Genomic DNA, 24,253 nt, shown 5'->3' with positions numbered 1-24,253 from the left:
CGGCCCACGAAGCAGCGGTCGCGATGTTCCAGGGCGCGGCGTAGCCGGCGGTTGACGGTGCGGGTGGTTCGTCCTGCTCCGATGACGTGGCCGTGTTGTTCGAACCAGGCTTCGCAGGTGGCATCGCAGGTCAGGTATTGGCGTTCGGCGTCGGTGAGTAGTGGGCCCAGATGTAGTGCGGCGATGCGCTTGTCGATGTCGAGGTGCACGACGACGGTGGTGTGTTGGCCGTGGGGCCGGGCCGCGACGTCGGTGTCCCAGCCTGCCTCGATCAGGCTCATGAAGGCATCGACGGTGTTCGGGAACGGCGGGGCCTGCTCGCAATTCTTGTGGTCGCGTTTCCAGTCGGCGATCTGGGCGTCGTGATGGGACTGCATGGCGGTGTCGAGTTTCGCGGCTTCGACCCGCGGCAGGGTGATGCGGTAGGTCGTGTAGTCGTCGTGGACGTCTTTGGTGATTTCGCGTTTGGGTTCGGGCCGGGGTTTCGGGTCGGGGTGGGGTTCGAGTTTGACGGCGGTGCGCAGTTGGGTGACGGTGGCGACGGCGGCCAGTTGCGCGTAGTGCGCATCGGATCCGTCGGCGGCGCGTTCGGCGATGATCCCGACCTGATCCAGGGACAGCCTGCCGTCGCGCATTGCTTCGGCGCAGCGCGGGAACTCGTCGAGGCGACGCGCGACCGCCATCATCGTGTCGGCGTTGCGGGGTGTCACACCGGTTTTCCAGGCCACCAGCGCCGACATCGACCGCGCCCCGGTGGCGCCCCACAGCTCGTCACGCTCGATCTCGGCGACAATCTCGACCAGGCGCCCATCGATGGCGTTGCGCTGACCGCACAACTGCGCGACCTCGCCGAACAACACCTCCAGCCGGTCAACAGGACGCGCCTCAGCCGGGAAAGGCGCTGGCTCCGACGACATAACCCAATTGTCGCAGGGAGGTACGACAAGTTCTGGGGTCAACCAGCCGGCGTGACGTCCGTCCCGGATCCCTTCACCGAAGCCTTCGCCCGATTCTCCGCGCGCACCGCTTTCTTGCCGCGCACGAACCCGGTCGCGGAGATCGACGCTGACAGCAGCGCATCCTCGCCGTTGACGAACGGGTGGAACCCGACGCCGGCGCCGCCGCGGCCCTTCACCGGGATATCGGCGACTTCGGTGACTTTCCAACCCTTTTCGGATATCGACAGGATCGCCTCGCCGTTCTCACACGAGACAGGCAGCGCCGCAATCACCTCATCGCCGTCACCCACCAGTTTCACACCCGCCACGCCATTGCCCGCCACACCCTGTGGGTTGACCGCCGCGGGGTCGATCCGCAGGACCTTCCCCCGTCGCGTGACCAGCGCCAGGTGGTAGCCGTCGGGCAGCACGCCGGAGCGCAGCAGGCCTGTGATGTCGGGGGCCACCGGGATGTCGCGGATCTTGTACGGCAGACCGCCACCGGTGGTGAATTTGATTCGCCCGTCGGTCCACACCGCCCAACCCAGACCTGACGTGAGCAGCTCACCGTGGCTGTCGGAGAACACACCTCGGTCGTCGAGGCGCCACGCTGCATTGACCTTGCGCTCACGAGGGCCGTCGTCGGCGGCCGACGACGAGACGGGTGTGGCCTCGAAGTCCAGCACGGTGCGACGGTCGAACTCGGCGCCTTTGAACAGTTTTGCCGTCTCGACGAGTTCCTGGTCGATGACTTTGCGGCGGGCGTCGGGGTTGGACACCAGCTCGGTCAGCTCGGCGAACTCGGCGTCCAGCTTCTCCGCTTCGGCTTGCAGCTCGATCACATCGAGCTTGGTCAACCGCCGAAGCTGCAGCGACAGAACGTAATCGGCCTGCTCGGCGTCGATCTTGAACCGCTCCTGCAGACCCTGGCGGGCCTCGTCGACGGTGTCGGACGCTCGAATGATCGCGACGGCAGTATCAATGTCCAGGTGGATCAGCATCAGCCCGGCCACCAGATGGCGGCGCGCGGTGACCTTTTCCAGCCGATACTCGCTGCGCCGCAGCACCACCGAATCGCGCAGATGCAGGAACGCGGAGATCAGTTCGCGCACCGACCACCAGCGCGGCACGCGGTTCTCGTCGAGTGCCACCAGGCTCGCCGCGAACGTCGACTCCAGCGGTGTCAACGCGAGCAGCTGCTCACGAATCTGCTCGGCGTTGTGGCCGCGTTTGGCGGTGACGACGATCCGCAGCCCGTTGCGGCGATCGGTCAGATCGGACATGTCCGCCACCCCGGCCAGTTCACCGGAGTCGACGAGGGCCCGGATCCGGTCCTGCACAGTGTTGCTCGCGACACCGGGCGGCAGCTCGGTGATGATGCAGTTCTTCCCCTCGACGGACACTGTGCCCCGCACCGTGAACGCGCCGCGTCCGGTGGTGATGTACTCCCGCAGCCCGGCTGTGCCGACCACGGTGGCGCCGCACCCCCAGTCGGGGCCGGGGATGAGTTTCACCAGCCTGTCGTCGGTCATGTTCGGGGTTTTCAGCAGTGCCCGGCAGGCCGCCATCACCTCGCGGGGATTGTGCGCGGGCACCTTGGTGGCCCAACCCTCGGCGATGCCGACGGCACCGTTACAGAGCAACATCGGCCATTGGGCGGGCAGCACCGTCGGCTCGATCCACTCGCCGTCGAACGTCGAGACCATCGGCACGGCGTGGTCGTTGAGTTCGGCGGTCAGCGCCGCACCGGGCGCCGACAACCGCATCTCGGTGTAGCGGTCAGCGGCGGGGATATCGCCCTGGATGCGGGGGAAAGCACCCTGGCCGTCAATGACTTTCACACGTTGGAACTCGGCGGCCATCAGCGCGGCCGCCCCGTACATCGACGCGCCGCCGTGCGGATGCAGGTTGCCGGTGACGGCCGAGCACACCTTCGAGGACTTCTGCGGTTTGTTGCCGGGCAGCAGTTTCGACTCGTGCATCTGGTAGAGCAGGCGCCGCTGACCCGGTTTGAGCCCGTCGAACGCCGAGGGGATGGCGCGGTCGCTGACGCTGTAGAGCGCAAAGGTCAGCTGGTAGTGGTTCCAATAGTCGTCGGCGCTCTGGTCGAGCACCAGGTCGGCGTTCTGTTCAGGAACATCCAAGGTGGCGGTCACGGCCGTTTTCTCCTAGTCGAGGTCCAGCGCTGAGGTGTCGACACGGGAAGCGACATCGGCCATCCACGTGCGCCTGCCCTCTGGCGGCCCGCCGAACAATGTGTGGTGCAGCTTCTTCTCGCCGTCATCGGGATGCACCCGAATCACGGTGCGCCGCTGCGGATCCAGCACGGTGTTCCAGAAGTCGTCGGCATCCATCTCACCGAGACCCTTGTTGCGCTGCACCTCGACCTTGCGCTTGGACCTGGCTTTCAACTGGGCCACGGCGGCGTCACGCTCGGACTCGTCCTGGCAGTAGATCCGCTCGTTGCCGTCCTTGACGACGAACAGCGGCGGCAGCGTCACGTACACCATGCCGGCTTCGACGAGCGGACGGTAGAAGTCCAGGAACATCGAGATCAGGCTGGAGTTGATGTTGCCGCCATCGGGGTCGGCGTCGGACGCGAACAAGATCCGGTCATAGCGGCACTGCTCAGGGTCGCAGTTGTCGCGCACACCGCAGCCCAGGATACGCTCGATCGAATCGAACTCGTCTTTGACGCGCGCCTTGCTCACGGTGAACCCATAGACGTTGGGCGGCTTGCCTTTCAGCGGGAAGGCGGCCTGGAACGTGGCGTCGCGCGCGGCTTTGATGGTGCCCAGCGCAGAGTCGCCCTCGCACAGGAACAGCTCCGCGCCCGAACCCCGGCCGGTCTCGCGGCTGGGCAGCAGCTTCGGCGGCAGCGACAGATTCGTACCCAGTTTGGCCTTCGACGCCGCGCGGGACCGGGCCTTGGCGCCCTCGGCGCTGCGCCGTGCCCGTGCCGACTCCAGGGCCAGTTTCGCCCACAGCGACACGGTGTCGCCGTTCGCGGGGTTCGCCGCCCAGATCGTGACGCTGCGCGCCACATCCGGCGCCATCGCCACATTCAGTGACCGCGACGACACCGCCGTCTTCGCCTGGGAATCCCACGCCACATCGGGTGCTCGGGTGTCGACGGCAAGCGCGGTCACCGCGGCGAAATCCTGTGCTTCCGGACCGTCTTCGCCCTTGGCGAGCCCCAGGTCGCGGATGCGGGACGCGCGGTCGGCAAGCGCTTCGGACAGTCCCTTCACCGCGGCGGTCAGATGCGACCCGCCGTTCGGAGTGCGGACGGTGTTGCAGAACGCGGCGACCGTCGCCGGTTCAGCCGGACCGGCGGTCAACGACCAGCGGAACGGGGTGGGCCCGCGTCCCGTGGTGTACTCGCCACGGCCCTCGACGACCGCGCGCACCTCTGGCAGCGGTGTGCCTGCCGCGGCGCACATGAGGTCAAGCAGGGTCTCGGTGCCCCACGGCCCGCTGAACGGCTCCATCAACGCCGGCGCAACCTCCTCGCCGGGCCAGCCCTCGTCGATGACCACGAGGTGCACGCCGGGCGACATCCGTGCCGCCGCGTGTGCCCTCAACAACACCTCGCCGATGTCGATAGTGGAATCCGGTACGACGGCGGCGTCGAAGAGGATTCGCACCGTGGTGCCGTGCGCATCCGGTTTGCGGTTGCCGGCGCCGCGCAATTTCTGGTTGTCGGCGCGGGTGAACGGGGCGTCGGGGTCGAACTCCTTGCCCTCGAACACGCCCGGATAACCGCCCCCGAAGCTCTGCAGATAGGTCTTTCCGCCGCGGCGCACCGTCACGTCGGTACGGGCGGAGATGAACACGGCTGCCGCGGCGCCGATTCCGTTCAGGCCCGCGCCGGTGCTGGTGGCGTCGGCGTGCGCGGAGAACTTGCCGCCGGCGCGCGCCGTGCCCAGCGTCTTGACGATGCCGTTCTTGCCCGTGACCGGGTCGGAGTCGACGGGCAGCCCGCGTCCGTCATCGGCGACACTGACCGATCCGTCGGCGTGCAGGGTGATCGTGACGGTGGAACCGCCGTGGCTGGGATCGGCGACTTCCTCGATGGCGTTGTCCACGAGTTCGCGCAGCGCGGTGTTGAGCACGTCGAGGCCCAGGTTGACCGCTGGGCGCAGCCGCGTGTGCTGGACATCGTCGAGCTCGGTGATGTCTGCGGCGCTGTAACTCACTGCTGGTCCTCTCCATCAGGGCCGGGTGTGGGAAGGGCCGAAACGCCGCGACGTGCGGGTGTTCCTGCGATCCTCTCGTCGACAAGGTGTGCCGGGGAAATGGTAGGCGGCCGAACCGACATCCTCGCGCAAGCGCACTCGGGGGTCTCGTCACAAAAGTGCGTCGAAGAATTTCGCGAAAGCGCATGCGCAAGCGCTTGCCTGCCTTCTAGGCTCCAGCAGACGCGGGGCGATCGGCGTCCCAGCGGGGACAGGGGAGTCCACATGTTGGGAAAGCGCACGGGCACGCTCACAGTGGGGACTGTGCTGATGGCCGGCTCACTGGTACTCGGCCTGACGGCGTGCGGCGGCTCGGATTCGGGCAGCGTCAAGGTCGGCCTGATCACCAAAACGGATTCGAATCCGTACTTCGTGAAGCTGCGTGAGTCCGCCCAGGCGCAGGCCGACAAGGACGGCGCCGAGTTGATCGCCGTGGCGGGTGCGTTCGACGGTGACAACGAGGGCCAGGTCTCGGCCATCGAGAACATGATCGGTCAGGGGGTGAAGGGCATTCTCATCACGCCGAACTCCTCGACCGGGGTGCTCGACGCGATCAAGAAGGCCCGTGACGCAGGCATCGTCGTCATCGCCCTGGACACCGCGACCGACCCGGAAGACGCAGTAGACGCCACCTTCGCCACCGACAACAAGGCCGCGGGCGTCAGCCAGGGCAAATGGGTGAAAGCCGCACTCGGCAACACCGCGCCGCAGATCGTGATGCTCGACGGGACCCCGGGCGGAACGGTCGACACCTTCCGTCACGACGGGTTCCTCGAGGGTTTCGGCATCACGAATGGCTCGCCCGAGATCGTCGGTCGGGAGAACACCAACGGCGACCAGACCAAGGCCCAGACGGCGATGGAGAACCTTCTGCAGCGGGCCCCGGGTGTCAACGCGCTCTACACGATCAACGAGCCGGCGGCCGCCGGTGCCTACCAGGCGATACAGTCCGCCAACCGTACGGGCCAGATCACGATCGGATCGATCGACGGAAGCTGCACGGGCGTCGCGGATGTGAAGTCCGGAAAGATCGGTGCAACCGTCATGCAGTTCCCCGCGAAAATGGCTGAGCAGGGGGTGCAGGCGGTCGTCAAGTTCGCGAAGGACGGGACCAAGCCCAGCGGATTCAACGACACCGGTTCGCAGCTCATCACGGATAGGCCCGTGCCCGGGCTCGAGTCGAAGGACACCGCCTGGGGCGAACAGAACTGCTGGGGCTGAGCGCCGTCATGACCACCGGTGCTCCCGCGAGAGCGACGCCACCGGCAGCGAGCCGATTCAACGTGGGGACAGTCCTGCGTGAACCGTTGGTCGGCCCGCTGGTGGCGCTCGTCATCGCGATCGTCATCTTCAGCTCGGTCTCGGATTCGTTCCTCAACCCGCAGAACGTGTCGCTGATCCTTCAGCAATCGGTCGTCGTCGGCATTCTCGCCGTCGGCCAGACGCTGATCATCCTCACCTCGGGGATTGATCTGTCGATCGGCGCGGTGGCGGTCTTCGGGACGATCGTGATGGCCCAGAGCGCGGGCGCATACGGCCCGGTCGTCGCCCTGGGCTCGACGCTCCTGGTGTGCGTGGTGTTCGGTGCGATCAACGGTGGGCTCGTCACGATGCTGAGGCTGCCTCCGTTCATCGTCACGCTGGGAACGTTCACCGCGATACTGGCGGGCACGCGACTGCTCGCGGGCTCAGAAACCTACCGCGTGGAGCCGGGGCCACTCACGTTCTTGGGCACGTCTTTTCGCATCGGATCGTTCTCGACGACGTACGGCGTGGTCGCGATGCTGCTGGTCTACGCCGTCATGTGGTATGCGTTGTCCCAAACCGCTTGGGGTAAGCACATTTACGCTGTCGGCGGCAACCCGGGCGCGTCGAATCTGTTGGGCGTCAAGTCCGGCCGGGTGCTGTTCTCGGTCTACCTCACGACGGGTGTGATCGCAGCGATCGCCGCGTGGGCTGCCCTCGGCCGCATCCCGAACGCCGACCCCAACGCGTACCAGAACGCCAACCTCGAGACGATCACGGCGGTTGTCATCGGCGGGACAAGCTTGTTCGGTGGGCGCGGCGGTGTCGTCGGTACGTTGGTGGGCACGTTGATCGTCGCCGTCCTCCGTAACGGACTCACGCAGGCCGGTGTCGACAGCCTCTACCAGAACATCGCGACCGGAATACTCGTGATCGTCGCGGTGGCGGTGGATCAGTTCGCCCGCAGGAGATCACAATGAGTGCGCCCGTCCTCGAAGCACGCGGACTCGTCAAGAAGTACGGCAACGTGACGGCGATCAACGGGGCGGATTTCGAGCTCCGGGAGGGAGAGGTCCTCGCGGTCGTCGGTGACAACGGCGCCGGGAAGTCCAGTCTGATCAAGGCATTGGCGGGCGCGGTGGTACCGGACTCCGGCGAGATCCTGATGAACGGCGTGCGTGTCTCGTTCAGGAACACCCGCGACGCGCGAGCCGCAGGGATCGAGACGGTGTACCAGGATCTCGCGGTGGTGGCGGCTCTCGACATCGCCTCGAACCTGTACCTCGGACGCGAGGTCCGGCGGAAAGGCCTCGCCGGCAGTCTGTTCCGCCGACTCGACATGCCCAGGATGCGCGAGGAGGCGTCGCAGCACCTCACGGACCTGAAGATCGGCATCAAGTCCGTGACGCAGGCCGTGGAGACATTGTCCGGCGGACAGCGCCAGGGCGTCGCGGTGGCACGGGCCGCGGCGTTCGGCCGCGGGGTGATCATCATGGACGAGCCGACGGCCGCTCTCGGTGTTCGGGAGTCGGGGCAGGTCATCGATCTGATCAAGTCGATCCGCGACCGCGGCATCCCGGTCGTGCTGATCAGCCACGACATGCCGCATGTGTTCGAGGTGTCCGACCGGATCCACATCCACCGGCTCGGGCAGCGCGCCGGTGTCGTCGACCCGAAGAAGCGCTCGATGTCCGAGGTCGTCGCGCTCATGACTGGCGCAGAGGAGCCCACGGATGAGGAACGCGCCGGTCTCTGACGAGGCCCCGGTCGGACTGTTCGTCGGGCTGGCGACGCTCGACGTGATCCACCGCATCACGAAACCGCCTGCGGTCAACGAGAAAGTCACGTCGACCGCCCAGTTCGTCGCCGCTGGCGGGCCGGCCGCGAATGCGGCCGTCACGTTCGCAGCGCTGGGCGGTGAGGCGATCCTCGTGACGGCGCTGGGTGACGATCCGATCGCCGACTTGATCCGAGCCGACCTCACGGCCTACGGCGTCACCGTCGTCGACGCGGCGGCAGGTAGCACTCGGGCGGTGCCTGTCTCCGCGGTGTCGGTCGTCGAATCGACGGGCGACCGCTCGGTCGTCTCGCTCGATGCCGTGAACTCGGATGCGTCGCCGCCAGCCGACATCGGGAATCGCGTGGCGGACGCCGATGTGGTGCTCGTCGACGGGCATCATCCGTTGATCGCCCGTGCTGCCGTTGCGCATGCGGCCGCACGGGCCACCACAGTTGTCGTCGACGCAGGTCGATGGAAACCGGTGATGAGTGATGTCGTTCCGCATGCGACGGACATGGTGTGCTCCAATGACTTCCGCGTACCGGGCACCTACGACTCTGCGTCCACTGCCGCAGCGTTGGTCGGCAGCGGTGTCCGCACCGTCGTCTGCACGCACGGCGGCGATCCCGTCGAGTGGTGGTCGGACGGTGAGTTCGGGTCCGTGCCGGTGGAACCGGTGACGGTGGTCGACACGCTTGGGGCCGGCGATGCCTTCCACGGTGCGTACGCGTACTTCTCGACGTTCGGAAGTGGTGTTGCCGAGCGCATCGATCGCTCCGCTCGGGTGGCGGCATTACGGTGTTCGGTGGTCGGACCACGGGCATGGCTGACCGAACTCCATACAGATCTGACCCGGAAGCGAGAACGGTGACCCTCGAGCAGGACGCGCTGGACGCCACACTGGACCAGTTGGTCGAGTGGGCAAAGGCACTCGTCATTCCCGGCGAACGCCGCATTCTCGGTCTCACCGGAGCACCGGGAGCAGGGAAGTCCACCGTCGCAGAGCTGCTCGTCACCGCGCTGGGTCCGGACACGGCCGTGCTCGTGCCGATGGACGGTTTCCATCTGGCCAATGAGGTGTTGACCGACCTGGGGATCCTGGACCGCAAGGGTGCGCATGACACATTCGACGACGGCGGGTACGCACGGCTGATCGCGACCCTGCGGGCACAGCGCGTCGACGACCCCGTCGTGTACGCACCGCGATTCCGGCGCGAGATCGAAGAGCCGATCGGTTCGTCCATACCCGTTCGGCCCGACGTGCCGCTGGTTGTCACCGAGGGCAATTACCTTCTGCTGGAATCCGATGCGTGGTCTGAGGCCCGGTCCTGCATCGATGAGGTGTGGTTCTTGGCTCTCCACACCGAGATTCGGCATGCGCGACTGCTGAGCCGACACGAGGCGTACGGAAAGTCACCCGAGGAAGCAGCGTTCTGGGCCTTCGGGTCCGACGAGCGCAACGCCAGATTGATCGAGTCGACCGCAGGTCGCGCGGACCGCATCGTGCGACTCCCATGACCACGATGGGTGACGTCGCGCGCATCGCCGGCGTGTCCGCATCCACGGTCTCGCATGTACTCAACGGCACACGCAAGGTCAACACCTCCACTCGGCTGCGCGTCGAAGCAGCGATCGAGGAGACCGGCTACCGACGCAATGTCGTCGCGCGGTCGCTCGCCGCCGGGCGCACGCACACGGTCGGGCTGTCGATCTCCGCGTTGACGAATCCCTACTTTGCGAGCCTGGTGCACGCGGTGGAACGCGCGCTCTCGGAAGCCGGTTACGTGCTGATCGTCGGAGATTCCCACGACGAGGTCGGCTCCGAGAAACGGGTCACCGACTCGCTGCTCGACCGGAAGGTCGACGGGATGATCGTCGCGCCCGCGGCCGGGTCCGAGCGCGTGACCATCCCCGAAATCACCCGTACCGGGACACCTTTGGTTCTGATCGACCGCGGAATCGACATCGGTTGCGATCAGGTCGGCCCGGAGAACTTCTCGGCGGCACGGTCGCTGACCGAGCACCTCATCGAGCTGGGGCATCACCGGATCGCAGTCGTACGGGGCCTTTCCGGGATCTCCTCCACCACCGAGCGATTCGATGGCTACCGCGCGGCGCTCGCAGACCACGGTATCGCCGTTGACGAAGCGTTGGTCCTCGACGGTGAATCGAACACGGATGTGGCGGAACGTGAAGTCAGGTCGCTGATGTCGAGTGCCAACCGGCCGACAGCACTGGTGTCCTTGAACAACGCCATGACAATCGGATCGCTCAAGGCCATACGCGCACTCGGCTTGTCGATTCCGTCGGACCTGGCATTCGTCTGCTACGACGACTTCGAATGGTCCAATCTGTTCGAGCCGAGGCTCAGCGCCGCGGCGCAAGACGTCGAGACGATCGGGACCATGGCGGTCGACCTGCTGTTACGCCGTATTCGGGGCGAGGAATTCGCGCCACAGCAGATTCGCATCCCGACGACGTTCCACCACCGTAATTCGTGTGGATGTGCCTGACACTCTCACGTCGTGGTCACACGACCGGCTGGGCAACCATCTGAAGTAGCTAACACCGCCGCGGCGGTCGGCGATAACAAGGGCATGACTCGGTTCCGTGTGGCAGGCGCGCTCGCCGTCGCCCTGACGGTGCCGTGGTTGTGGGCGGCGACAGCGCAGGCAGAGAGCTTCGCACAGCTGGATCGAGTGCCGGTGGTCGCGGCTGCGACGTGCGCGGGCAATGTCAGTGCCGAGGCTCAGGTGACGCCGGTGCAGATCGGTGATCGTGTCGAGGACGGTGTCCGGGTGGCGATCCACTACGACGCCGGCATCTATGACGGATCTTGTGCGCTCACCGTCGAAGCCACTTGGAGAAATCTCGATACCGGCGCCTCCGGGAGCCGGGACATCACCGCGGTGTCGACCATCGACGGGCACTACGGCTTCATCGGCTACGCCAACACGACGTTCGAAACAGGTGGCGGCACAGTGGTCGTCACCCTCAGTTCGCACCCTGGTGCGGAGATGCGAATCAACACGTGAGATGCGGCCGGGCCGGAGTCGTCGTCGACTCGCCCGCCGAGCCGAAGCCGGTAACCGCTTGAGAGCGCCGAGTTCGCGCTCCTACCGCAGAAGTCGTCGCCTAACCAGAGGCTAAACCTCCGAAGTTGCTGTGAATAGCCAGGTTACGCGGGCGGTGGTGTTGTGGAGTACCGTCCCGTGTCGTACCGTCAACCTAGTTGATTAGACCTCCTAGAAGAATTCTGGCCGTTCGCGACTGTCGCCGCTCATGAAAGGGTCACGGATGCAGCGGGTTTCGATCAGCCGTCGACTCGGCCGGCACTGGATGATCGTGGTGGCGGTGGTTGTCGTCGTATTGGCGGGATTCGCGGTGAATCGGCTGCACGGCATCTTCGCGTCACAAGATGTCGTATCCACGCCGAGCGGTTCCGCCGACGAGATCGTCCCGTTCAACCCGAAGCATGTGGTCTTGGAGGTTTTCGGCCCGCCGGGAACGGTCGCCACCGTCACCTACCTGGATGTTGACGCCCAGCCTCAACGAGCAGACGGCGTCACCCTGCCCTGGGCCTACGACGCGACCACGACCCAACCGGCCGTCGCCGTCAACATCTCCGCGCAGGGCGACACCGACTGGATCGGCTGCCGCATCAAGATCGATGACGTGGTCAAGGACGAGAGAACGGTGAACACCTTGAACGCCTTCACCTACTGCCTGGACAAGTCCGGATGAGCGGCCGGCGTATTCCGGATCTCATCCGGCGGTTCTCGGTGCTCATCGCGCTGTTCTGGCTCGCGCTGGCGGTGTTGACGAATGTGTTCGTACCGCAGTTGGAGACCGTCGCCGAAGCGCACAATGTGTCGTTGAGCCCGCAGGATTCGCCGTCGCTGCAGGCCGCCAAACGCATCGGCAAGGTCTTCGGCGAGTTCGACTCAGACAGTTCGGCGATGATCGTCCTGGAAGGCGATCAGCCGCTCGGCGACGAAGCCCACCACTACTACGACGGCCTGGTTCAAAAACTGGAGCAGGACACCGAACACGTTCAGCACATCCAGAACTTCTGGGGTGATCCGCTGACGGCAGCCGGTTCTCAGAGTGCCGACGGTAAGGCCGCACTGGTGCAGCTGTACCTCGCTGGAAACCAGGGCGAGTCGCTGGCCAACGAGTCCGTCGACGCGGTGCGCGACATCGTCGACCAGAACCCGCCGCCGCCCGGTCTCAAGGTCTACGTCACGGGCGCCGCACCGCTGGTCACCGACCAGTTCGAGGTCGGCCGTCAGGGCACCCTGAAAACCACGCTGATCACGCTGGGCGTCATCGCCGTGATGCTGTTCTGGCTGTACCGTCGGCTCACCACGGTGTTCCTGGTGATCTTCACGGTGATGATCGAGTTGACCGCATCCCGCGGCGTCGTGGCAGTGCTCGCGAACGCCGGCATCATCGAATTGTCGACGTATTCAACGAATCTGCTGACGCTGCTGGTCATCGCCGCCGGCACCGACTATGCGATCTTCATCCTGGGCAGGTTCCACGAAGCGCGGTACGCCGGGCAGGACCGGGTGACGGCGTTCATCACGATGTACCACGGAACCGCCCACATCATCCTGGGTTCCGGGTTGACGATTGCCGGTGCGGTGTTGTGTCTCACCTTCACTCGGCTGCCGTACTTCAACAGCCTGGGCATCCCCGCCGGCATCGGCGTGCTGGTAGCCGTGGTGGCGGCGCTGACCCTGGCGCCGGCACTACTCGTCATCGGCCGTCATTTCGGGCTGTTCGAACCTGCGCGGCCCATGCGCACGCAAGGGTGGCGGCGCATCGGCACCGCCGTCGTCCGCTGGCCGGGGCCCATCCTGGTGGTGACTATCGCCGTCGCGCTGATCGGCCTGCTCGCCCTGCCGAGATACCAGACCAGTTACGACGCCCGGGGATACATGCCTGCCTCCGCTCCGGCCAACGTGGGTTACACGGCCGCAGAACGGCACTTCTCGCAGGCACGCCTCAATCCCGAACTGTTGATGGTCGAAACTGACCACGATCTACGCAATCCCACTGACATGATCCTGCTCGAGCGCGTGGCCAAGGCCGTCTTCCACACCGACGGCATCGCTCAGGCGCAGTCGATCACGAGGCCGCTCGGCACGCCCCTCGACCACACGTCGATCCCGTTTCAGATCAGTGCGAGCAGCGCCTCTCAAATCAACAACCTGCCGTTTCAGCAAGCCCGCGGCGCCGACCTGCTCAAACAGGTGGACGTGATCAACAGCTCGATCGCGATCCTGCGGCAACAGTATGAGCTGCAGCAGCAGTCGGCTGCGATCACCGACGAGCAGAGCAAGGCGTTCCAGCAGACTGTCGCCACAGCCAAGAGCCTGCGAGACAAAATCGCCAACTTCGACGATCAGTTTCGGCCGCTGCGCAACTACTTTTATTGGGAGCCACACTGTTTCGACATCCCGATGTGTGCGGCGCTGAGATCGGTCTTCGACGCTCTCGACGGTATCGATGAGCTGACCGAGCAACTGGGTAACGTGTCGGGCAGCATCGCCAAGCTCGATGAGCTCCAGCCGAAACTGTTGGCGCTGTTTCCGCCGCAGATCGAGAGCCAGCAGACCAATCGTGATCTGACGCTGACGAACTACGCCACGACATCGGGCATCAATGACCAGACCGAGGCGGCACTGAAGAACGCCACCGCACTGGGCCAGGCGTACGACGCCTCGAAAACCGACGACTCGTTCTACCTACCGCCGGAGGCGTTCACCAACCCGGAGTTCGTACGCGGGCTCAAGCTGTTCCTCTCGCCGGACGGTAAAGCCGCCAGGATGATCATCACCCACGACGGCGATCCCGCTACGCCCGAGGGCATTTCGCATATCGATGCGATCAGGCACGCAGCACAGGAAGCCGTCAAGGGCACTCCGTTGGCCGGGTCGAAGCTCTACATCGCCGGCACGGCGGCTACCTACAAGGACATCCAGGACGGCGCCAAATACGACCTCATGATCGCCGCGATCGCGGCGCTGTGCCTCATCTTGCTCGTGATGATGTTCATCACCCGCAGTATCGTCGCCGCGTTCGTCATCGTGGGCACGGTGGCGTTGTCGCTCGGCGCCTCGTTCGGGCTTTCGGTCCTGATCTGGCAGGACATCTTCGGCATCGACCTGTTCTGGATCGTGTTGGCATTGGCCGTCATCCTGCTGTTGGCGGTCGGGTCGGACTACAACTTGCTGTTGATCTCCCGGTTCAAGGAGGAGATCGGCGCCGGATTGAACACCGGGATCATCCGGGCGATGGCCGGCTCGGGCGCGGTGGTCACGGCCGCCGGACTGGTGTTCGCAGCGACGATGGCCTCATTCCTGTTCGCCGACCTGCGAATTCTCGGTCAGATCGGGACGACGATCGCGCTCGGCCTGCTGTTCGACACGCTGATCGTGCGGTCCTTCATGACGCCTGCCTTCGCGGCGCTGATCGGGCGGTGGTTCTGGTGGCCGCTCAAAGTGCGGACCCGACCGGCCAGCCAGATGCTGCAGCCCTACGGATCACGCCAATCGGTGCGACAGCTACTGCTCTGGGAGGACGGTGACCCAGTTGCGGGCGGGTCTCGTCGCTCGGAATCCTGAAGGGAGGACGGCGGTTTCGCTAGCTGCCGACGCGTACGGTTGCGTCGGCAGCTTCGTGCTCCACCACCGGAACCTGCGGTAACTTTCTCTTCAACCGTGCGACTCGGCGCAGCTGACCCGCCATGTTCATTGAAGTCAACATGGGGATGCCGCCGATGAATGTGCGGAACGACGGATGGCCGCCGTCGAGGTGGAGCATGAAAAGGCAGCCGACCACATAGAAGAAGCCCATGGTGAACAATGCCGCAGGTATCGCATAGGCGAGCGGCGACCGCGCGTCGGCAATCAATTCGTTCGCGTAGTCCACTTCGTCCCGCGTCATCGGCTGGCGCTTACGGATTTTGGCCAGCACTGCTTTATGGGCGCCGACTTGATCACCCAACGGGTGGGACGTCCGTTTCTCCAGCCTGCCGATGTAGATGAAAACGCAAGTGGCGAAGACGATTTCCATCACCGCAGCAAGTATTGTGAGATCACCCCACGGACCGAGATTCATCTCGTCGCTCCTCTGTTGCCGTCGAGCCCGGCGCGACACGCCTGACGTGCCGAAGTCGCATACTGCTAGCGCGCACGCCTTTTGAAACGCTACCCGATCCAAGGTTTCGTGCCGGATTTCACAGGAACAAGACAGGAAATCAAGTTGGCCTTGTTTCAACTACCTGTCCGTCGTTGGTCTGCTCGACCCGCGGCTTCGCGCCAAGCTCGGCGTCCCGGGCGCAGTCAGTCCCTAGCCGCGCACCGCCGTGGCAATGCGTGCCGCGATGCCTTGAACGACTACATGTGTTGCGGCGTCATCCGCGGGCTCGTACCGCTCGGCGGCCGGGTCATAGCGTGCGCCTGCTATCGATCCGTGGTCGGCGGCCACTTCGATGATGTCGACCGGCCAGTCGCGCGCCCGCAACGCTGTCGCGAATTCCGTTGCAGCAGAATCCGGCACGATATCGTCGGCATCGCCGACCAGCAGCGTGAACGGTGTGCGAGAAGCACCGTCGGGCACCTCGTCCAGGACATGACCACCCGAGATCGGATCCGGTGCCATGAACGCACCGCCGAGGCACACGGTGTGCAGCACACGAACATCGAACTCGGCAGCGCGTAGCGTCAGGCCCGCCGCGGCGACGCCGCCCAACGACCAGCCGATGAGAACGAGACCGTCGGCCTGCTTCCGGGCGAACTCCACCGAGTTGATGAGGTCTGCACGCCCGCCGTCGGGGTTGTGCGAATTCCAATCCGGCGCGATCACCGCGAGATCCAGATCGGCAAGGGCCTCGGCCAGAACGCGCACGGCCGCGCGTGAGTCGGGCTGCATGCCATGCCAGAACAGTGCTGTCGGTTGGGACGGCTCACCGAACACATCGGCCAGGCGTCCGGGGGCGTACTCGACCGTGTCCATCACATCAACTGATTACTCAGCATGCGGAGTCGGGCTCTGGGCCGACTCCCACTTGGACTCCAATGACCGTTTGACCGGCGTGCCGGCCGCAATCTCGTTCTGGAAGGTCTCGCCGTCATTGCCTTCGAACGTGATCAGGAAGCCGGATGCGGTCGACTCTTTGTGCACCACCTTGTAGGTCCGTTCACCGGTTCCGCGATCGAGGGCGACGATGTCACCGGGGGCTACCTCGTCGATGAGACCTTCAGCGGGGGACTGAGACATATCTCGACGGTAGCCGATCCTGCGCCGAGGCCACCGGGCCGAATGTCAGCGGAACCGGACGTCCAGTGTTGCGAGACCGAAGATCTTCTTGCCGGCGGACTTCGCGGCGACGATGACGACGCCGGTGCGGGTTTCCGGATCCAAAGACTTGACCCGGCCGCTGAACTCGATGTCGGCGCCTTCCGCAGCCGACACGATCGCGGGGGCGGACAGTCGGACCGCATAGCGGGTGACCGCACCCGGGTCACCTGACCACGCCGAGACGAATCCGGCGCCCAAACCCATGGTGAGCATTCCGTGGGCGATCACGTCGGGCAGGCCGGCGAGTTTGGCGATGTCCTCGTCCCAGTGGATCGGGTTGGCGTCCCCGGCCACGCCGGCATAGTTCACCAGGTCACCGCGCGACAGCCGGGTGTGGTGGACGGCAATCTCGTCGCCGACTTTCACGTCATCGAACGACGGCGTCCCCGGCCTGCGGTTGCTGCCATCGGCGATGCGGATCTCGCCCTCGGGTCGCACGGTCTTCTCGTAGGCGGCTTCGGATTCCCCGACGTCGAGGATGTTGACGTCGTGCATCATGGCCTTCTGCACGGCCGTTTTGATCGTCGGGTCGACGTCTTCGGCGGTGACACCGACGACCGTGGTGTGCAGGGTGTGCACGCGCTCGCCCGCGGGATCGGTGAACGTGTTCGTGACGGTGATCAGGTCGCGGCCGGCGATCCGCCGCACCGACGTCAGTTCGACGTCGATGCGCAGTTCGTCACCGGCCACGATCGGGCGGTGCTGCTCGAAGACTTCCTCGGTCTGCACGTAGGTGTCGTAGCCGACGACGATCGATTCGAACATGCGGCGATTGCAGGCCATGGCCGGGGTCGACGTGAACGTCAGAGGCGCCACCAGACCCGAGTAACCCAGTTCCGCGGCAGCGTCGACATCCCAGTGCGCGGGGTGGTAGTCCTGCACGGCACGGGCGTACTCGCGCACCTTCTCACGGCCGACCAGGTACGGATCGTCCATTTGGTACCAATGGCCGACTCGCGCTTCGATCGCCGACGCTTCCGGTGCTGCAGTCATGAAATGCTCAACTTTTCTATCGGCGGATCGCTGAGGCCGACCAAAGCACACTAACGTGCGAGCGCTACGGCACGAACAACGTCCCGGCGTCCGATGCCGCTTTTTGCAGTTCCGGAATCGTCATATCGGCGTAGTCGGCGTTGACCGGCCCCGACGCGTATCCCAGCCACGGCACGACGCCGGGGTCCGGGGTGACGCCCAGGTGGTAGGCCTGGATGCCGGGAAGGTGGTACTGGAGGAAGTTGCCCAGAATGTCGGCGAGGAAGATCGCGTTCCCGATCGGACCGGTGCCCCACAGCGCTGACGCGTTGATCAACGGCGTGGCGGCGTCGGGATTGCCGATCATCACGATCGAGCCGTAATGCGGCTTGCTTCCGCCCCCGGGCACATACTCCATGAACGGCTGCAGACCCGGCAGATCGGTGGAGAAGTAGCCCGCGGTGTCGCCATAGGTGAGGACGTTGACGAAGCCGGAGTTGGCGCCGTTGCCCGGCACCGTGGTGTTCAGGCCTGGGCTCTCGAATCCGATGCCGCCCAGGCCGGTTTGTTGAGCGACGTACGCGGCCTCCCAACCGCCGAGCGAGTGTCCCGTGACGAAGATGTCTTCCCTCCGGTAGCCCTGTGCGATGGCGGCAGCCTCCACCTCCTGCTGGAAGGCCAGCGCATCCCTGAACGCCTGTGGTGTGGTGTCGGTGAACACCACCTGCACGTCGGTGATCACCTGGGACACCGCGATCAGTGGGTTGAACAGCAGGTTCGTCCCGCCCGTCGTGCCCTGGTAGGCGATGATGATCTGGCCATCGGGCGTCACCCACGCCTTTCCGGACATGCCCGTCAGCACATTGGTCTGCGACACCTGTTTGCCGTCGACCGTCAACGGCTTGAGGCCGCCCGGGGTACCTCCGAGCACATATGCGGTGGTCGAGGCGTTGAGGAACTGTGCGACCGTCGGAGTGTTGCCGGTGGTCGGGCCGGTGTAGGTCAGCGTCGGCGGCATCGGTTGCACGTCCGGCGGCTTGGTCAGCCCGAGCTTGTCCTCGACATCCCGGAACGCCGCGAACAACGCGTCGTTGATCGGTGCGAAGTCCAGCGGGCTCTTCGGGCCGTTCGCCGAGGACGTGATGTCCAGCGCTTGCAGCACCGTGTTGACGACGCGACCGGGCAGCGCGGCGATCTCGGCGATCGGCGACAACGGCTCGGGCTCGGGTGGAGTCGTGGTGGTCGTGGCTGCCGCGGCGACCTTGGCGGACAGGGGAGGCGTCTTTACGACGGGCTTGGGAGTGGCTCGTGTGACGGCTGGGGCGTCGAGCGCTTTCACCGGAAGCTTGTGCTCCGTCAGCGCTTTCGTGACGTCCTTTACCGCGGGCAGGTTGAGGGTCAGCGGTCTGCTGGGTTCCGCAAGTCGTATACGGCCGGGGTCGGTCGCCTTGACCGGCCGCGATCTTTCCCACGGTTTCTTCGTCACCGAGTCTGGTTGCGACAGCGACGGTTTCGCCGCATCCGATGCGGGCTCGCCACGCCCTGTGTCGGTGTCGGTGTCACGCGGCTTCGTCGCTGTCGACGATCGCTCGTGACGGGGCCGGTGGTCGGGCTTTTTGGGGCCGGCGGCGGATTCCGCACTCGATTGACTCGACGACTTGCCTGATGAATCGGGCTCGGCCCACGCCACCGCCTGGCCGTTCGCGAGTCCGATGCCGATGCCCACCCCGATCGCCGCGGTGGCCAGGCCGTACCGGATGTGTCGACGTCTGGCGTAGTTCGTGCAGCGCGGAGCATCCACCATTTTCAATGTCCCCCTTGACATTCCACGGTGCTGTTCGCGCCTGTCGATGGCGGGAGTGCCGGCCGTCGCGAACACACGCCGGCTCAATGTATGACAGCGCGTGATGTCATCCGGGGCTTTTTGGCAGATTGCGCCGACAGGGAGGATTGGCACTCACCGCTTTGACCCACTAATTTCCCTGGGGTGATGTCCTCAGCTGCTGGTGCAGTCGCGCGATGGATTCTCCCGTTCCTTGCGGTTGCGATGGTCTTCGCCGCCGCGCCGACGCAGGTCGGTTCGGGCCCGGCGGTCCGCCTGGCCAGTGACGGAAACCCGCTGGTCGGGATGCCGTTCTACGTCAATCCCAATTCCAAGGCCATGCGCGCGTCGAAGAGCGACCCGAGCCCCGAGCTGGCCGCCATCGCCAACACGCCGACCGCGTACTGGATGGACCACATCTCGACGCCTTCCGTGGATGCGAAGTACATCGCCGACGCCCAGGCGGCAGGCACCATGCCGATCCTGGCTCTCTACGGAATCCCGCATCGCGATTGCGGCAGCTACGCCGCGGGCGGGTTCGGGTCGGCCGATGCGTACCGCGGCTGGATCGACGGCGTCGCGGCCGCCATCGGCGGCGGACGTGCGGCGGTCATTCTCGAACCTGACGCATTGGCCATGGCCGATTGCCTGTCGGCCGATCAGCGTCAGGAACGATTCGACCTGATGCGCTACGCGGTCGACACGCTCACCCGCAATCCGGGCACAGCCGTCTATGTCGACGCCGGCCATCCGCGGTGGGTGCCCGCCCCGGACATGGCCGCCAGGCTCAACGAGGTCGGTGTGGCCAAGGCCCGTGGGTTCAGCCTCAACACCGCGAACTTCTTCACCACCGAGGAGTCGACCGGTTACGGCGAGGCCATTTCCGGCATGACCAACGGTGCGCACTACGTGATCGACACGTCGCGCAACGGACTCGGGCCCGTCGACAGCGACTCGTGGTGCAACCCGCCGGGCCGCGCGCTCGGGGTGCCGCCCACCACGGCGACCGCAAGCCCGCATGCCGACGCGTACCTGTGGGTCAAGCGGCCGGGTGAGTCCGACGGGTCGTGCGGCAGCGGAGAAGCCTCGGCCGGCACGTTCGTCAACCAGTACGCGATCGACCTGGCCCGCAACGCGGGTCAGTAGGGGCCACCCCGCCGATAAGGTTCAGGCATGCCGGGCGTCGAGACCTCCGAGATCGTGTCTGCCTACGCGGCCCAGTTCAACAGGCGATTGCTCGACGGGCACGCGGTGACGTCGCCGTTGGGCGCATGGCTCCTGTTGGCCTTGGTCGGTCCGGCGGCCGGGGGAGCGAGCCGCGGCGATCTCGAGGCTGTCCTCGGCACGACGGTCGACGACGCCGCAGATCGGGCGCGCAGCCTGTTGAGCCAACCGCACCCCGCGGTGTCTGCGATCGCGGCGGTGTGGGACCGCGAGTTGGGGCCGGCTTTCGACGCATGGGCCGAGACACTGCCCGACGTGGTGGAGCGCGGGCGCGTGCCGGATCAGGCGCGCGCCAACGCCTGGGCCAGCGCTCGCACGAACGGCTTGATCGACGAATTCCCGCTCAACATCGACAGTTTGGTTCGGCTCGTGCTCGCCTCCGCGCTGGCGACGGATATTCGCTGGGGCACCCCACTGGGAACGGTTGAGGAGCTCGGCGGCGAATTCGGTACCGCGGTCAACCGGGCCCTGTCGCTTCAGCACGGCCTGCAGCTGGTGGCCGAAACCGACGCGGCCGGGTTGGTCGCGGTGGCGGCACCGTACTCGTCGTCGGCGCTGGAGGTGCTCAGTGTTATTGCAGCACCTGACGTTTCACCCCGCGACGTGGACACGGCGGCCCACCAGATTGCCGCGATGCTTCGCGGTGACGAGCGAGGTGCGCGTCGGCTGCCTGCCGAAGAACTCACCGACGGACACGCGTGGACGGTGACAGAACGCCGCGAACAACGATCCGGCGGTCCGCAGGTGCAGGCGGAGTTTCGCAGTTTTCTGCCGGCGTGGTCGGCGACGAGCAACCACGACCTCGCGGACGCTCCCGGCGTGCCCATGGTGTTCGACACGTTGACCGGTTTCGCTCGGCGAGAGGATCTGCCGGTGAGCTTCACCGCAAAGCAGACGGCCATCGCGTCATACTCGCGCACCGGATTCAAGGCCGCGGCGGTGACCGCGATGGGCCTGCGCGCAGCGGGCATGCCGTCATTTCATGAGGTACTGGTGCGGCGCATCGAGTTGCGCTTCAACCGCCCCTACGCGGTGCTTGCCTGCGCCGCAAGAGATGACGGGCCGACCGCATGGCGCGGGGTGCCGGTGTTCAGCGCCTGGGTCACCGAGCCGCAGGAGATCGAGCCCGACGACCCCGGCCCACCGCGACCCGTCCCGGTTCGATGACCGCCTGACGCGGACGTTCCGAGCACGCGCTCACCAACTCGTGCGCACCGATGCCGCCGCGCCGGTCACCACCGTGTTCGGCGGCACGTCTCTGGTCACGACGGCTCCGGCGCCGACCACCGAATTCACGCCGACCGTGACACCGGGCAGGATCGTGACGGCCGCGCCGAGCCACACGTTGTCTTCGAGGACGATGGGTGCGGCGAGGATGTACTCGCGCCGCTCGGCGGGCGGAACCGGATGCCCGGACGTGATCAGATTCGTCTTCGGTCCGATCATCGTCCCGGCGCCGACGCTGATGCCGCCCTGATCGAAGAACGTGCATCCCTGATTGACGAAGACGTTCTCGCCGAAGGTGGTGTTGAGCCCGTTGTCGGTGAAGAACGGCGGATACACCGTGACGGTCTTCGGGAGCGGCCCGCCGAACACCTGGGCCAACAGCGCCGCTCGCTCTTCGGCGGCGTCGAACGCAAGCAGGTTGAGCCGCGACGTGAGTGTGGTGACGTGATGGATCCGTTCGGCAACACGTTCCCACTCGGGGGTTTGGATGTAGAGGCGGCCGGAGGTCAAATAGGGCATGCACCGATCTCATCAGCGGCCATGACGGCGCGGCAATCAACCGACACGCATGCCCGTCACAACCAGGCGTTGAGCGTTGGATCTTGACGGCGTACGCACATTCGTCGCCGCGGCCGACCTGGGTCAGTTCCAAGCCGCGGCGGACGAGTTAGGCCTTACACCGCAAGCGGTTTCGAAGCGTGTCGCCGCATTGGAGCACGACATCGGGGCCGTGCTGTTCACGCGCACCCCGCACGGCGTGCGGCTCACCAGCGACGGCCAGACGTTCCTTCCGCATGCGCAGGATCTGCTCGGCGCCGCGGAACGCGCGAGGCAGTCGGTCCGGCCCGAGGCTCGGCCACTTCGCGTCGATGTGCCCCATCGCCGCGTCGCGCCATCAGTTGTTCTTCAGGACTTTCATCTCGCCCATCCCGAGCTGGACGTCGAAGTCGTCACGTTGCCGAACAACACCCTCGCCGGAGCGCTGACCGCGGTGCACTCCGGAAGTGTCGATGCCTCGTTTCGGGCGGTGACGATGCCGGCCGCGGACATGCCGGACGGCTTGACCGCAGCGCGTGCGATCGACCATGAACTGGAACTCCTCGTCGGGCCCAAGCATCCACTCGCGAGCAGAACCAGCATCGACCCACGCGCCGTCGCGGGGCATCGGATCTGGATCCCGGGCATCGCTGCCGGCACGGAGTGGGCGGCGTTCTATAACGAGCTGGCCGACGCATTCGGCCTCACGATCGACGGGCGCGGGCCGCACTTCGGTGACGAAGCCCTTCTCGAAACACTCTGCCAAGCAACGGATATCGCCACTGTGGTGGGCAAACGCGACCGCTATCTGTGGCCTTCCTGGTACGAATTGCGTCGCATACCGCTGCGCAACCCCACACCCGTCTACCCGCACTCGCTCGTCTGGCTGAGCGCCAACCCACACCCTGGTCTGGCGACCCTGCGCAACTACCTCGGCGCGCTGCACAAGCCTGGGTGCCACGAGCCGGACGTCTGGTTGCCGTCATGGGCCGACGCCGCGACAGGCAGTCTCGCCGAAACTGACTCTTGACAACCTACAACCGATTGGTTGTATGTTTGTGGTGTGACCGAGCAGGACGAGGATCGGGCGGACGCCCTGTTCCACGCGCTCGCCGACCGTACGAGGCGCGACATCATGCGCCGAGTACTGGCCGGGGAGCACTCGGTTTCCGCGCTCGCGACGAAGTATGACATGAGCTTCGCCGCAGTGCAAAAGCACGTTGCCGTGCTCGAAAAGGCTGGTCTGATCACCAAGCGACGCAGTGGTCGCGAGCAACTGGCCAGTGGTGACGTGGATGCGGTGCGGTCGGTGGGTTCGATGCTCACTGAGCTGGAGCAGGTTTGGCGTGGCCGCATCGCACGCATCGACGAACTCATCTCATCCGACACGACCAAGGAGAACTGAACCATGCCCGTGACAGACGTCCAACACGACATCGACAAGCTGACTCTGACGATCACCGCAGATTTCGCGGCTCCCGTCGAACGGATCTGGCAGGTCTACGCCGACCCGCGCCAGCTCGAAAAGGTTTGGGGCCCGCCGACTTATCCCGCGACCGTCGTCGACCACAACCTCACGCCCGGCGGCCGCGTGACGTACTACATGACCGGACCGGAGGGTGACAAGCACGCCGGATACTGGGAGATCACGTCCGTCGACGAGCCGAGAAGCCTGGAATTCCTCGACGGCTTCGCCGACATCGACTTGAACCCCAACCCCGATATGCCGGTGTCGCGCAACGTCTATACGTTCGCCGAACACCAGGGCGGTACGCGGGCTACCTACGTGAGCACGTTCGAGTCCGCCGAGGCGCTTCAGCAGGTGCTCGACATGGGCATCGTCGAGGGATCCACGTTGGCGATCAACCAGATCGACGAACTGCTCGCCGCCTGAGTCGCG

At 65.6% G+C, this 24,253-nt stretch carries 23 protein-coding genes; 14 read left to right on the top strand and 9 right to left on the bottom strand.

Annotation, left to right across the window (positions count from 1 at the left end; translation table 11 throughout):
* The 3 genes from AWC31_RS14080 to AWC31_RS14070 form a co-directional block, all read right to left on the bottom strand.
* Positions 1–917: 13E12 repeat family protein (locus AWC31_RS14080; RefSeq protein WP_085144831.1), on the bottom strand; the 917-nt coding region annotated here is incomplete at its 3' end.
* 38 nt (positions 918–955) lie between these two features.
* A complete protein-coding gene (locus AWC31_RS14075; RefSeq protein ID WP_085144779.1) occupies positions 956–3,094 on the bottom strand; it encodes a DNA gyrase subunit A in 2,139 nt (712 codons plus the stop codon).
* A gap of 12 nt (positions 3,095–3,106) precedes the next feature.
* A complete protein-coding gene (locus AWC31_RS14070) occupies positions 3,107–5,137 on the bottom strand; it encodes a toprim domain-containing protein (RefSeq protein WP_085144778.1) in 2,031 nt (676 codons plus the stop codon).
* 264 nt (positions 5,138–5,401) lie between these two features.
* On the opposite strand from AWC31_RS14070, the gene AWC31_RS14065 reads away from it, so the two are divergent.
* The 9 genes from AWC31_RS14065 to AWC31_RS14025 all read left to right on the top strand — a co-directional run bounded on the left by AWC31_RS14065 (position 5,402) and on the right by AWC31_RS14025 (position 14,833).
* A complete protein-coding gene (locus tag AWC31_RS14065) occupies positions 5,402–6,397 on the top strand; it encodes a substrate-binding domain-containing protein (RefSeq protein ID WP_085144777.1) in 996 nt (331 codons plus the stop codon).
* 8 nt (positions 6,398–6,405) lie between these two features.
* The gene (locus AWC31_RS14060; protein ID WP_067853441.1) at positions 6,406–7,401 is read left to right on the top strand and encodes an ABC transporter permease; all 996 of its coding nucleotides are present in this window, start codon (positions 6,406–6,408) and stop codon (positions 7,399–7,401) included.
* Positions 7,398–8,177: an ATP-binding cassette domain-containing protein gene (locus tag AWC31_RS14055; protein WP_067853444.1), complete on the top strand. Its 780-nt coding sequence runs from the start codon at positions 7,398–7,400 to the stop codon at positions 8,175–8,177. Before AWC31_RS14060 ends, AWC31_RS14055 begins: the two co-directional genes overlap by 4 nt.
* Positions 8,155–9,072: a PfkB family carbohydrate kinase gene (locus AWC31_RS14050; RefSeq protein WP_085144776.1), complete on the top strand. Its 918-nt coding sequence runs from the start codon at positions 8,155–8,157 to the stop codon at positions 9,070–9,072. Before AWC31_RS14055 ends, AWC31_RS14050 begins: the two co-directional genes overlap by 23 nt.
* Positions 9,024–9,719 (top strand): nucleoside/nucleotide kinase family protein, encoded by a 696-nt coding sequence (locus tag AWC31_RS14045; RefSeq protein WP_275082044.1) that lies wholly within the window; start codon positions 9,024–9,026, stop codon positions 9,717–9,719. The genes AWC31_RS14050 and AWC31_RS14045 overlap by 49 nt, the downstream gene beginning before the upstream one ends.
* Positions 9,716–10,714, top strand: coding sequence for a LacI family DNA-binding transcriptional regulator (locus AWC31_RS14040; RefSeq protein ID WP_085144774.1), 999 nt, complete (start codon positions 9,716–9,718; stop codon positions 10,712–10,714). The genes AWC31_RS14045 and AWC31_RS14040 overlap by 4 nt, the downstream gene beginning before the upstream one ends.
* An 84-nt stretch (positions 10,715–10,798) precedes the next feature.
* Complete coding sequence (locus tag AWC31_RS14035; protein WP_085144773.1) at positions 10,799–11,236, top strand: hypothetical protein; 438 nt, start codon at positions 10,799–10,801, stop codon at positions 11,234–11,236.
* Between the two features lie 262 nt (positions 11,237–11,498).
* Entirely contained in the window at positions 11,499–11,945 is a 447-nt protein-coding gene (locus AWC31_RS14030) for an MmpS family transport accessory protein (RefSeq protein ID WP_110775066.1), read from the top strand.
* Positions 11,942–14,833, top strand: coding sequence for an MMPL/RND family transporter (locus tag AWC31_RS14025; protein ID WP_085144772.1), 2,892 nt, complete (start codon positions 11,942–11,944; stop codon positions 14,831–14,833). The genes AWC31_RS14030 and AWC31_RS14025 overlap by 4 nt, the downstream gene beginning before the upstream one ends.
* Positions 14,834–14,852: 19 nt before the next feature.
* Here the strand turns inward: AWC31_RS14025 and AWC31_RS14020 are convergent, their stop codons facing one another.
* The 5 genes from AWC31_RS14020 to AWC31_RS14000 form a co-directional block, all read right to left on the bottom strand.
* A complete protein-coding gene (locus tag AWC31_RS14020; RefSeq protein WP_085144771.1) occupies positions 14,853–15,329 on the bottom strand; it encodes a hypothetical protein in 477 nt (158 codons plus the stop codon).
* Between the two features lie 231 nt (positions 15,330–15,560).
* Complete coding sequence (locus AWC31_RS14015; RefSeq protein WP_085144770.1) at positions 15,561–16,226, bottom strand: alpha/beta hydrolase family protein; 666 nt, start codon at positions 16,224–16,226, stop codon at positions 15,561–15,563.
* Between the two features lie 12 nt (positions 16,227–16,238).
* Positions 16,239–16,490 (bottom strand): hypothetical protein, encoded by a 252-nt coding sequence (locus AWC31_RS14010; RefSeq protein ID WP_085144769.1) that lies wholly within the window; start codon positions 16,488–16,490, stop codon positions 16,239–16,241.
* A 45-nt stretch (positions 16,491–16,535) separates the two neighbouring features.
* Positions 16,536–17,564, bottom strand: a complete 1,029-nt coding sequence (locus tag AWC31_RS14005; protein ID WP_085144768.1) for a fused (3R)-hydroxyacyl-ACP dehydratase subunits HadA/HadB — start codon at positions 17,562–17,564, stop codon at positions 16,536–16,538.
* Positions 17,565–17,628: 64 nt separating this feature from the next.
* Positions 17,629–19,347, bottom strand: coding sequence for a hypothetical protein (locus AWC31_RS14000; protein WP_085144767.1), 1,719 nt, complete (start codon positions 19,345–19,347; stop codon positions 17,629–17,631).
* Positions 19,348–19,533: 186 nt separating this feature from the next.
* On the opposite strand from AWC31_RS14000, the gene AWC31_RS13995 reads away from it, so the two are divergent.
* Both AWC31_RS13995 and AWC31_RS13990 read left to right on the top strand, forming a co-directional pair.
* Positions 19,534–20,511, top strand: a complete 978-nt coding sequence (locus AWC31_RS13995; protein WP_067853484.1) for a glycoside hydrolase family 6 protein — start codon at positions 19,534–19,536, stop codon at positions 20,509–20,511.
* Between the two features lie 27 nt (positions 20,512–20,538).
* Entirely contained in the window at positions 20,539–21,756 is a 1,218-nt protein-coding gene (locus AWC31_RS13990) for a serpin family protein (RefSeq protein ID WP_085144766.1), read from the top strand.
* 30 nt (positions 21,757–21,786) lie between these two features.
* Here AWC31_RS13990 and AWC31_RS13985 read toward each other — a convergent pair whose 3' ends face one another.
* Entirely contained in the window at positions 21,787–22,335 is a 549-nt protein-coding gene (locus AWC31_RS13985; protein WP_085144765.1) for a DapH/DapD/GlmU-related protein, read from the bottom strand.
* A 76-nt stretch (positions 22,336–22,411) separates the two neighbouring features.
* On the opposite strand from AWC31_RS13985, the gene AWC31_RS13980 reads away from it, so the two are divergent.
* The 3 genes from AWC31_RS13980 to AWC31_RS13970 are packed head-to-tail and all read left to right on the top strand — an operon-like array spanning position 22,412 to position 24,247.
* Positions 22,412–23,383, top strand: coding sequence for a LysR family transcriptional regulator (locus tag AWC31_RS13980; protein WP_085144764.1), 972 nt, complete (start codon positions 22,412–22,414; stop codon positions 23,381–23,383).
* 33 nt (positions 23,384–23,416) lie between these two features.
* Positions 23,417–23,758 (top strand): ArsR/SmtB family transcription factor, encoded by a 342-nt coding sequence (locus tag AWC31_RS13975; protein ID WP_067853496.1) that lies wholly within the window; start codon positions 23,417–23,419, stop codon positions 23,756–23,758.
* A gap of 3 nt (positions 23,759–23,761) precedes the next feature.
* On the top strand, positions 23,762–24,247 hold the full coding sequence (locus AWC31_RS13970) for an SRPBCC family protein (protein ID WP_085144763.1): 486 nt from the start codon (positions 23,762–23,764) through the stop codon (positions 24,245–24,247).
* Positions 24,248–24,253: the final 6 nt, after the last annotated feature.

The organism is Mycolicibacterium wolinskyi, from assembly GCF_002101965.1.
GTDB classification, from domain to species: domain Bacteria; phylum Actinomycetota; class Actinomycetes; order Mycobacteriales; family Mycobacteriaceae; genus Mycobacterium; species Mycobacterium wolinskyi.
Note: the sequence above shows the minus strand (reverse complement) of the source record. Positions and strands in the feature narration are given on the sequence as shown.

Coding starts and splice junctions, on each gene's coding strand:
- AWC31_RS14065 (WP_085144777.1), top strand. CDS start 5,402: ATGTTGGGAAAGCGCACGGGCACGCTCACAGTGGGGACTGTGCTGATG.
- AWC31_RS14060 (WP_067853441.1), top strand. CDS start 6,406: ATGACCACCGGTGCTCCCGCGAGAGCGACGCCACCGGCAGCGAGCCGA.
- AWC31_RS14055 (WP_067853444.1), top strand. CDS start 7,398: ATGAGTGCGCCCGTCCTCGAAGCACGCGGACTCGTCAAGAAGTACGGC.
- AWC31_RS14050 (WP_085144776.1), top strand. CDS start 8,155: ATGAGGAACGCGCCGGTCTCTGACGAGGCCCCGGTCGGACTGTTCGTC.
- AWC31_RS14045 (WP_275082044.1), top strand. CDS start 9,024: ATGGCTGACCGAACTCCATACAGATCTGACCCGGAAGCGAGAACGGTG.
- AWC31_RS14040 (WP_085144774.1), top strand. CDS start 9,716: ATGACCACGATGGGTGACGTCGCGCGCATCGCCGGCGTGTCCGCATCC.
- AWC31_RS14035 (WP_085144773.1), top strand. CDS start 10,799: ATGACTCGGTTCCGTGTGGCAGGCGCGCTCGCCGTCGCCCTGACGGTG.
- AWC31_RS14030 (WP_110775066.1), top strand. CDS start 11,499: ATGCAGCGGGTTTCGATCAGCCGTCGACTCGGCCGGCACTGGATGATC.
- AWC31_RS14025 (WP_085144772.1), top strand. CDS start 11,942: ATGAGCGGCCGGCGTATTCCGGATCTCATCCGGCGGTTCTCGGTGCTC.
- AWC31_RS14020 (WP_085144771.1), bottom strand. CDS start 15,329: ATGAATCTCGGTCCGTGGGGTGATCTCACAATACTTGCTGCGGTGATG.
- AWC31_RS14015 (WP_085144770.1), bottom strand. CDS start 16,226: ATGGACACGGTCGAGTACGCCCCCGGACGCCTGGCCGATGTGTTCGGT.
- AWC31_RS14010 (WP_085144769.1), bottom strand. CDS start 16,490: ATGTCTCAGTCCCCCGCTGAAGGTCTCATCGACGAGGTAGCCCCCGGT.
- AWC31_RS14005 (WP_085144768.1), bottom strand. CDS start 17,564: ATGACTGCAGCACCGGAAGCGTCGGCGATCGAAGCGCGAGTCGGCCAT.
- AWC31_RS14000 (WP_085144767.1), bottom strand. CDS start 19,347: ATGGTGGATGCTCCGCGCTGCACGAACTACGCCAGACGTCGACACATC.
- AWC31_RS13995 (WP_067853484.1), top strand. CDS start 19,534: ATGTCCTCAGCTGCTGGTGCAGTCGCGCGATGGATTCTCCCGTTCCTT.
- AWC31_RS13990 (WP_085144766.1), top strand. CDS start 20,539: ATGCCGGGCGTCGAGACCTCCGAGATCGTGTCTGCCTACGCGGCCCAG.
- AWC31_RS13985 (WP_085144765.1), bottom strand. CDS start 22,335: ATGCCCTATTTGACCTCCGGCCGCCTCTACATCCAAACCCCCGAGTGG.
- AWC31_RS13970 (WP_085144763.1), top strand. CDS start 23,762: ATGCCCGTGACAGACGTCCAACACGACATCGACAAGCTGACTCTGACG.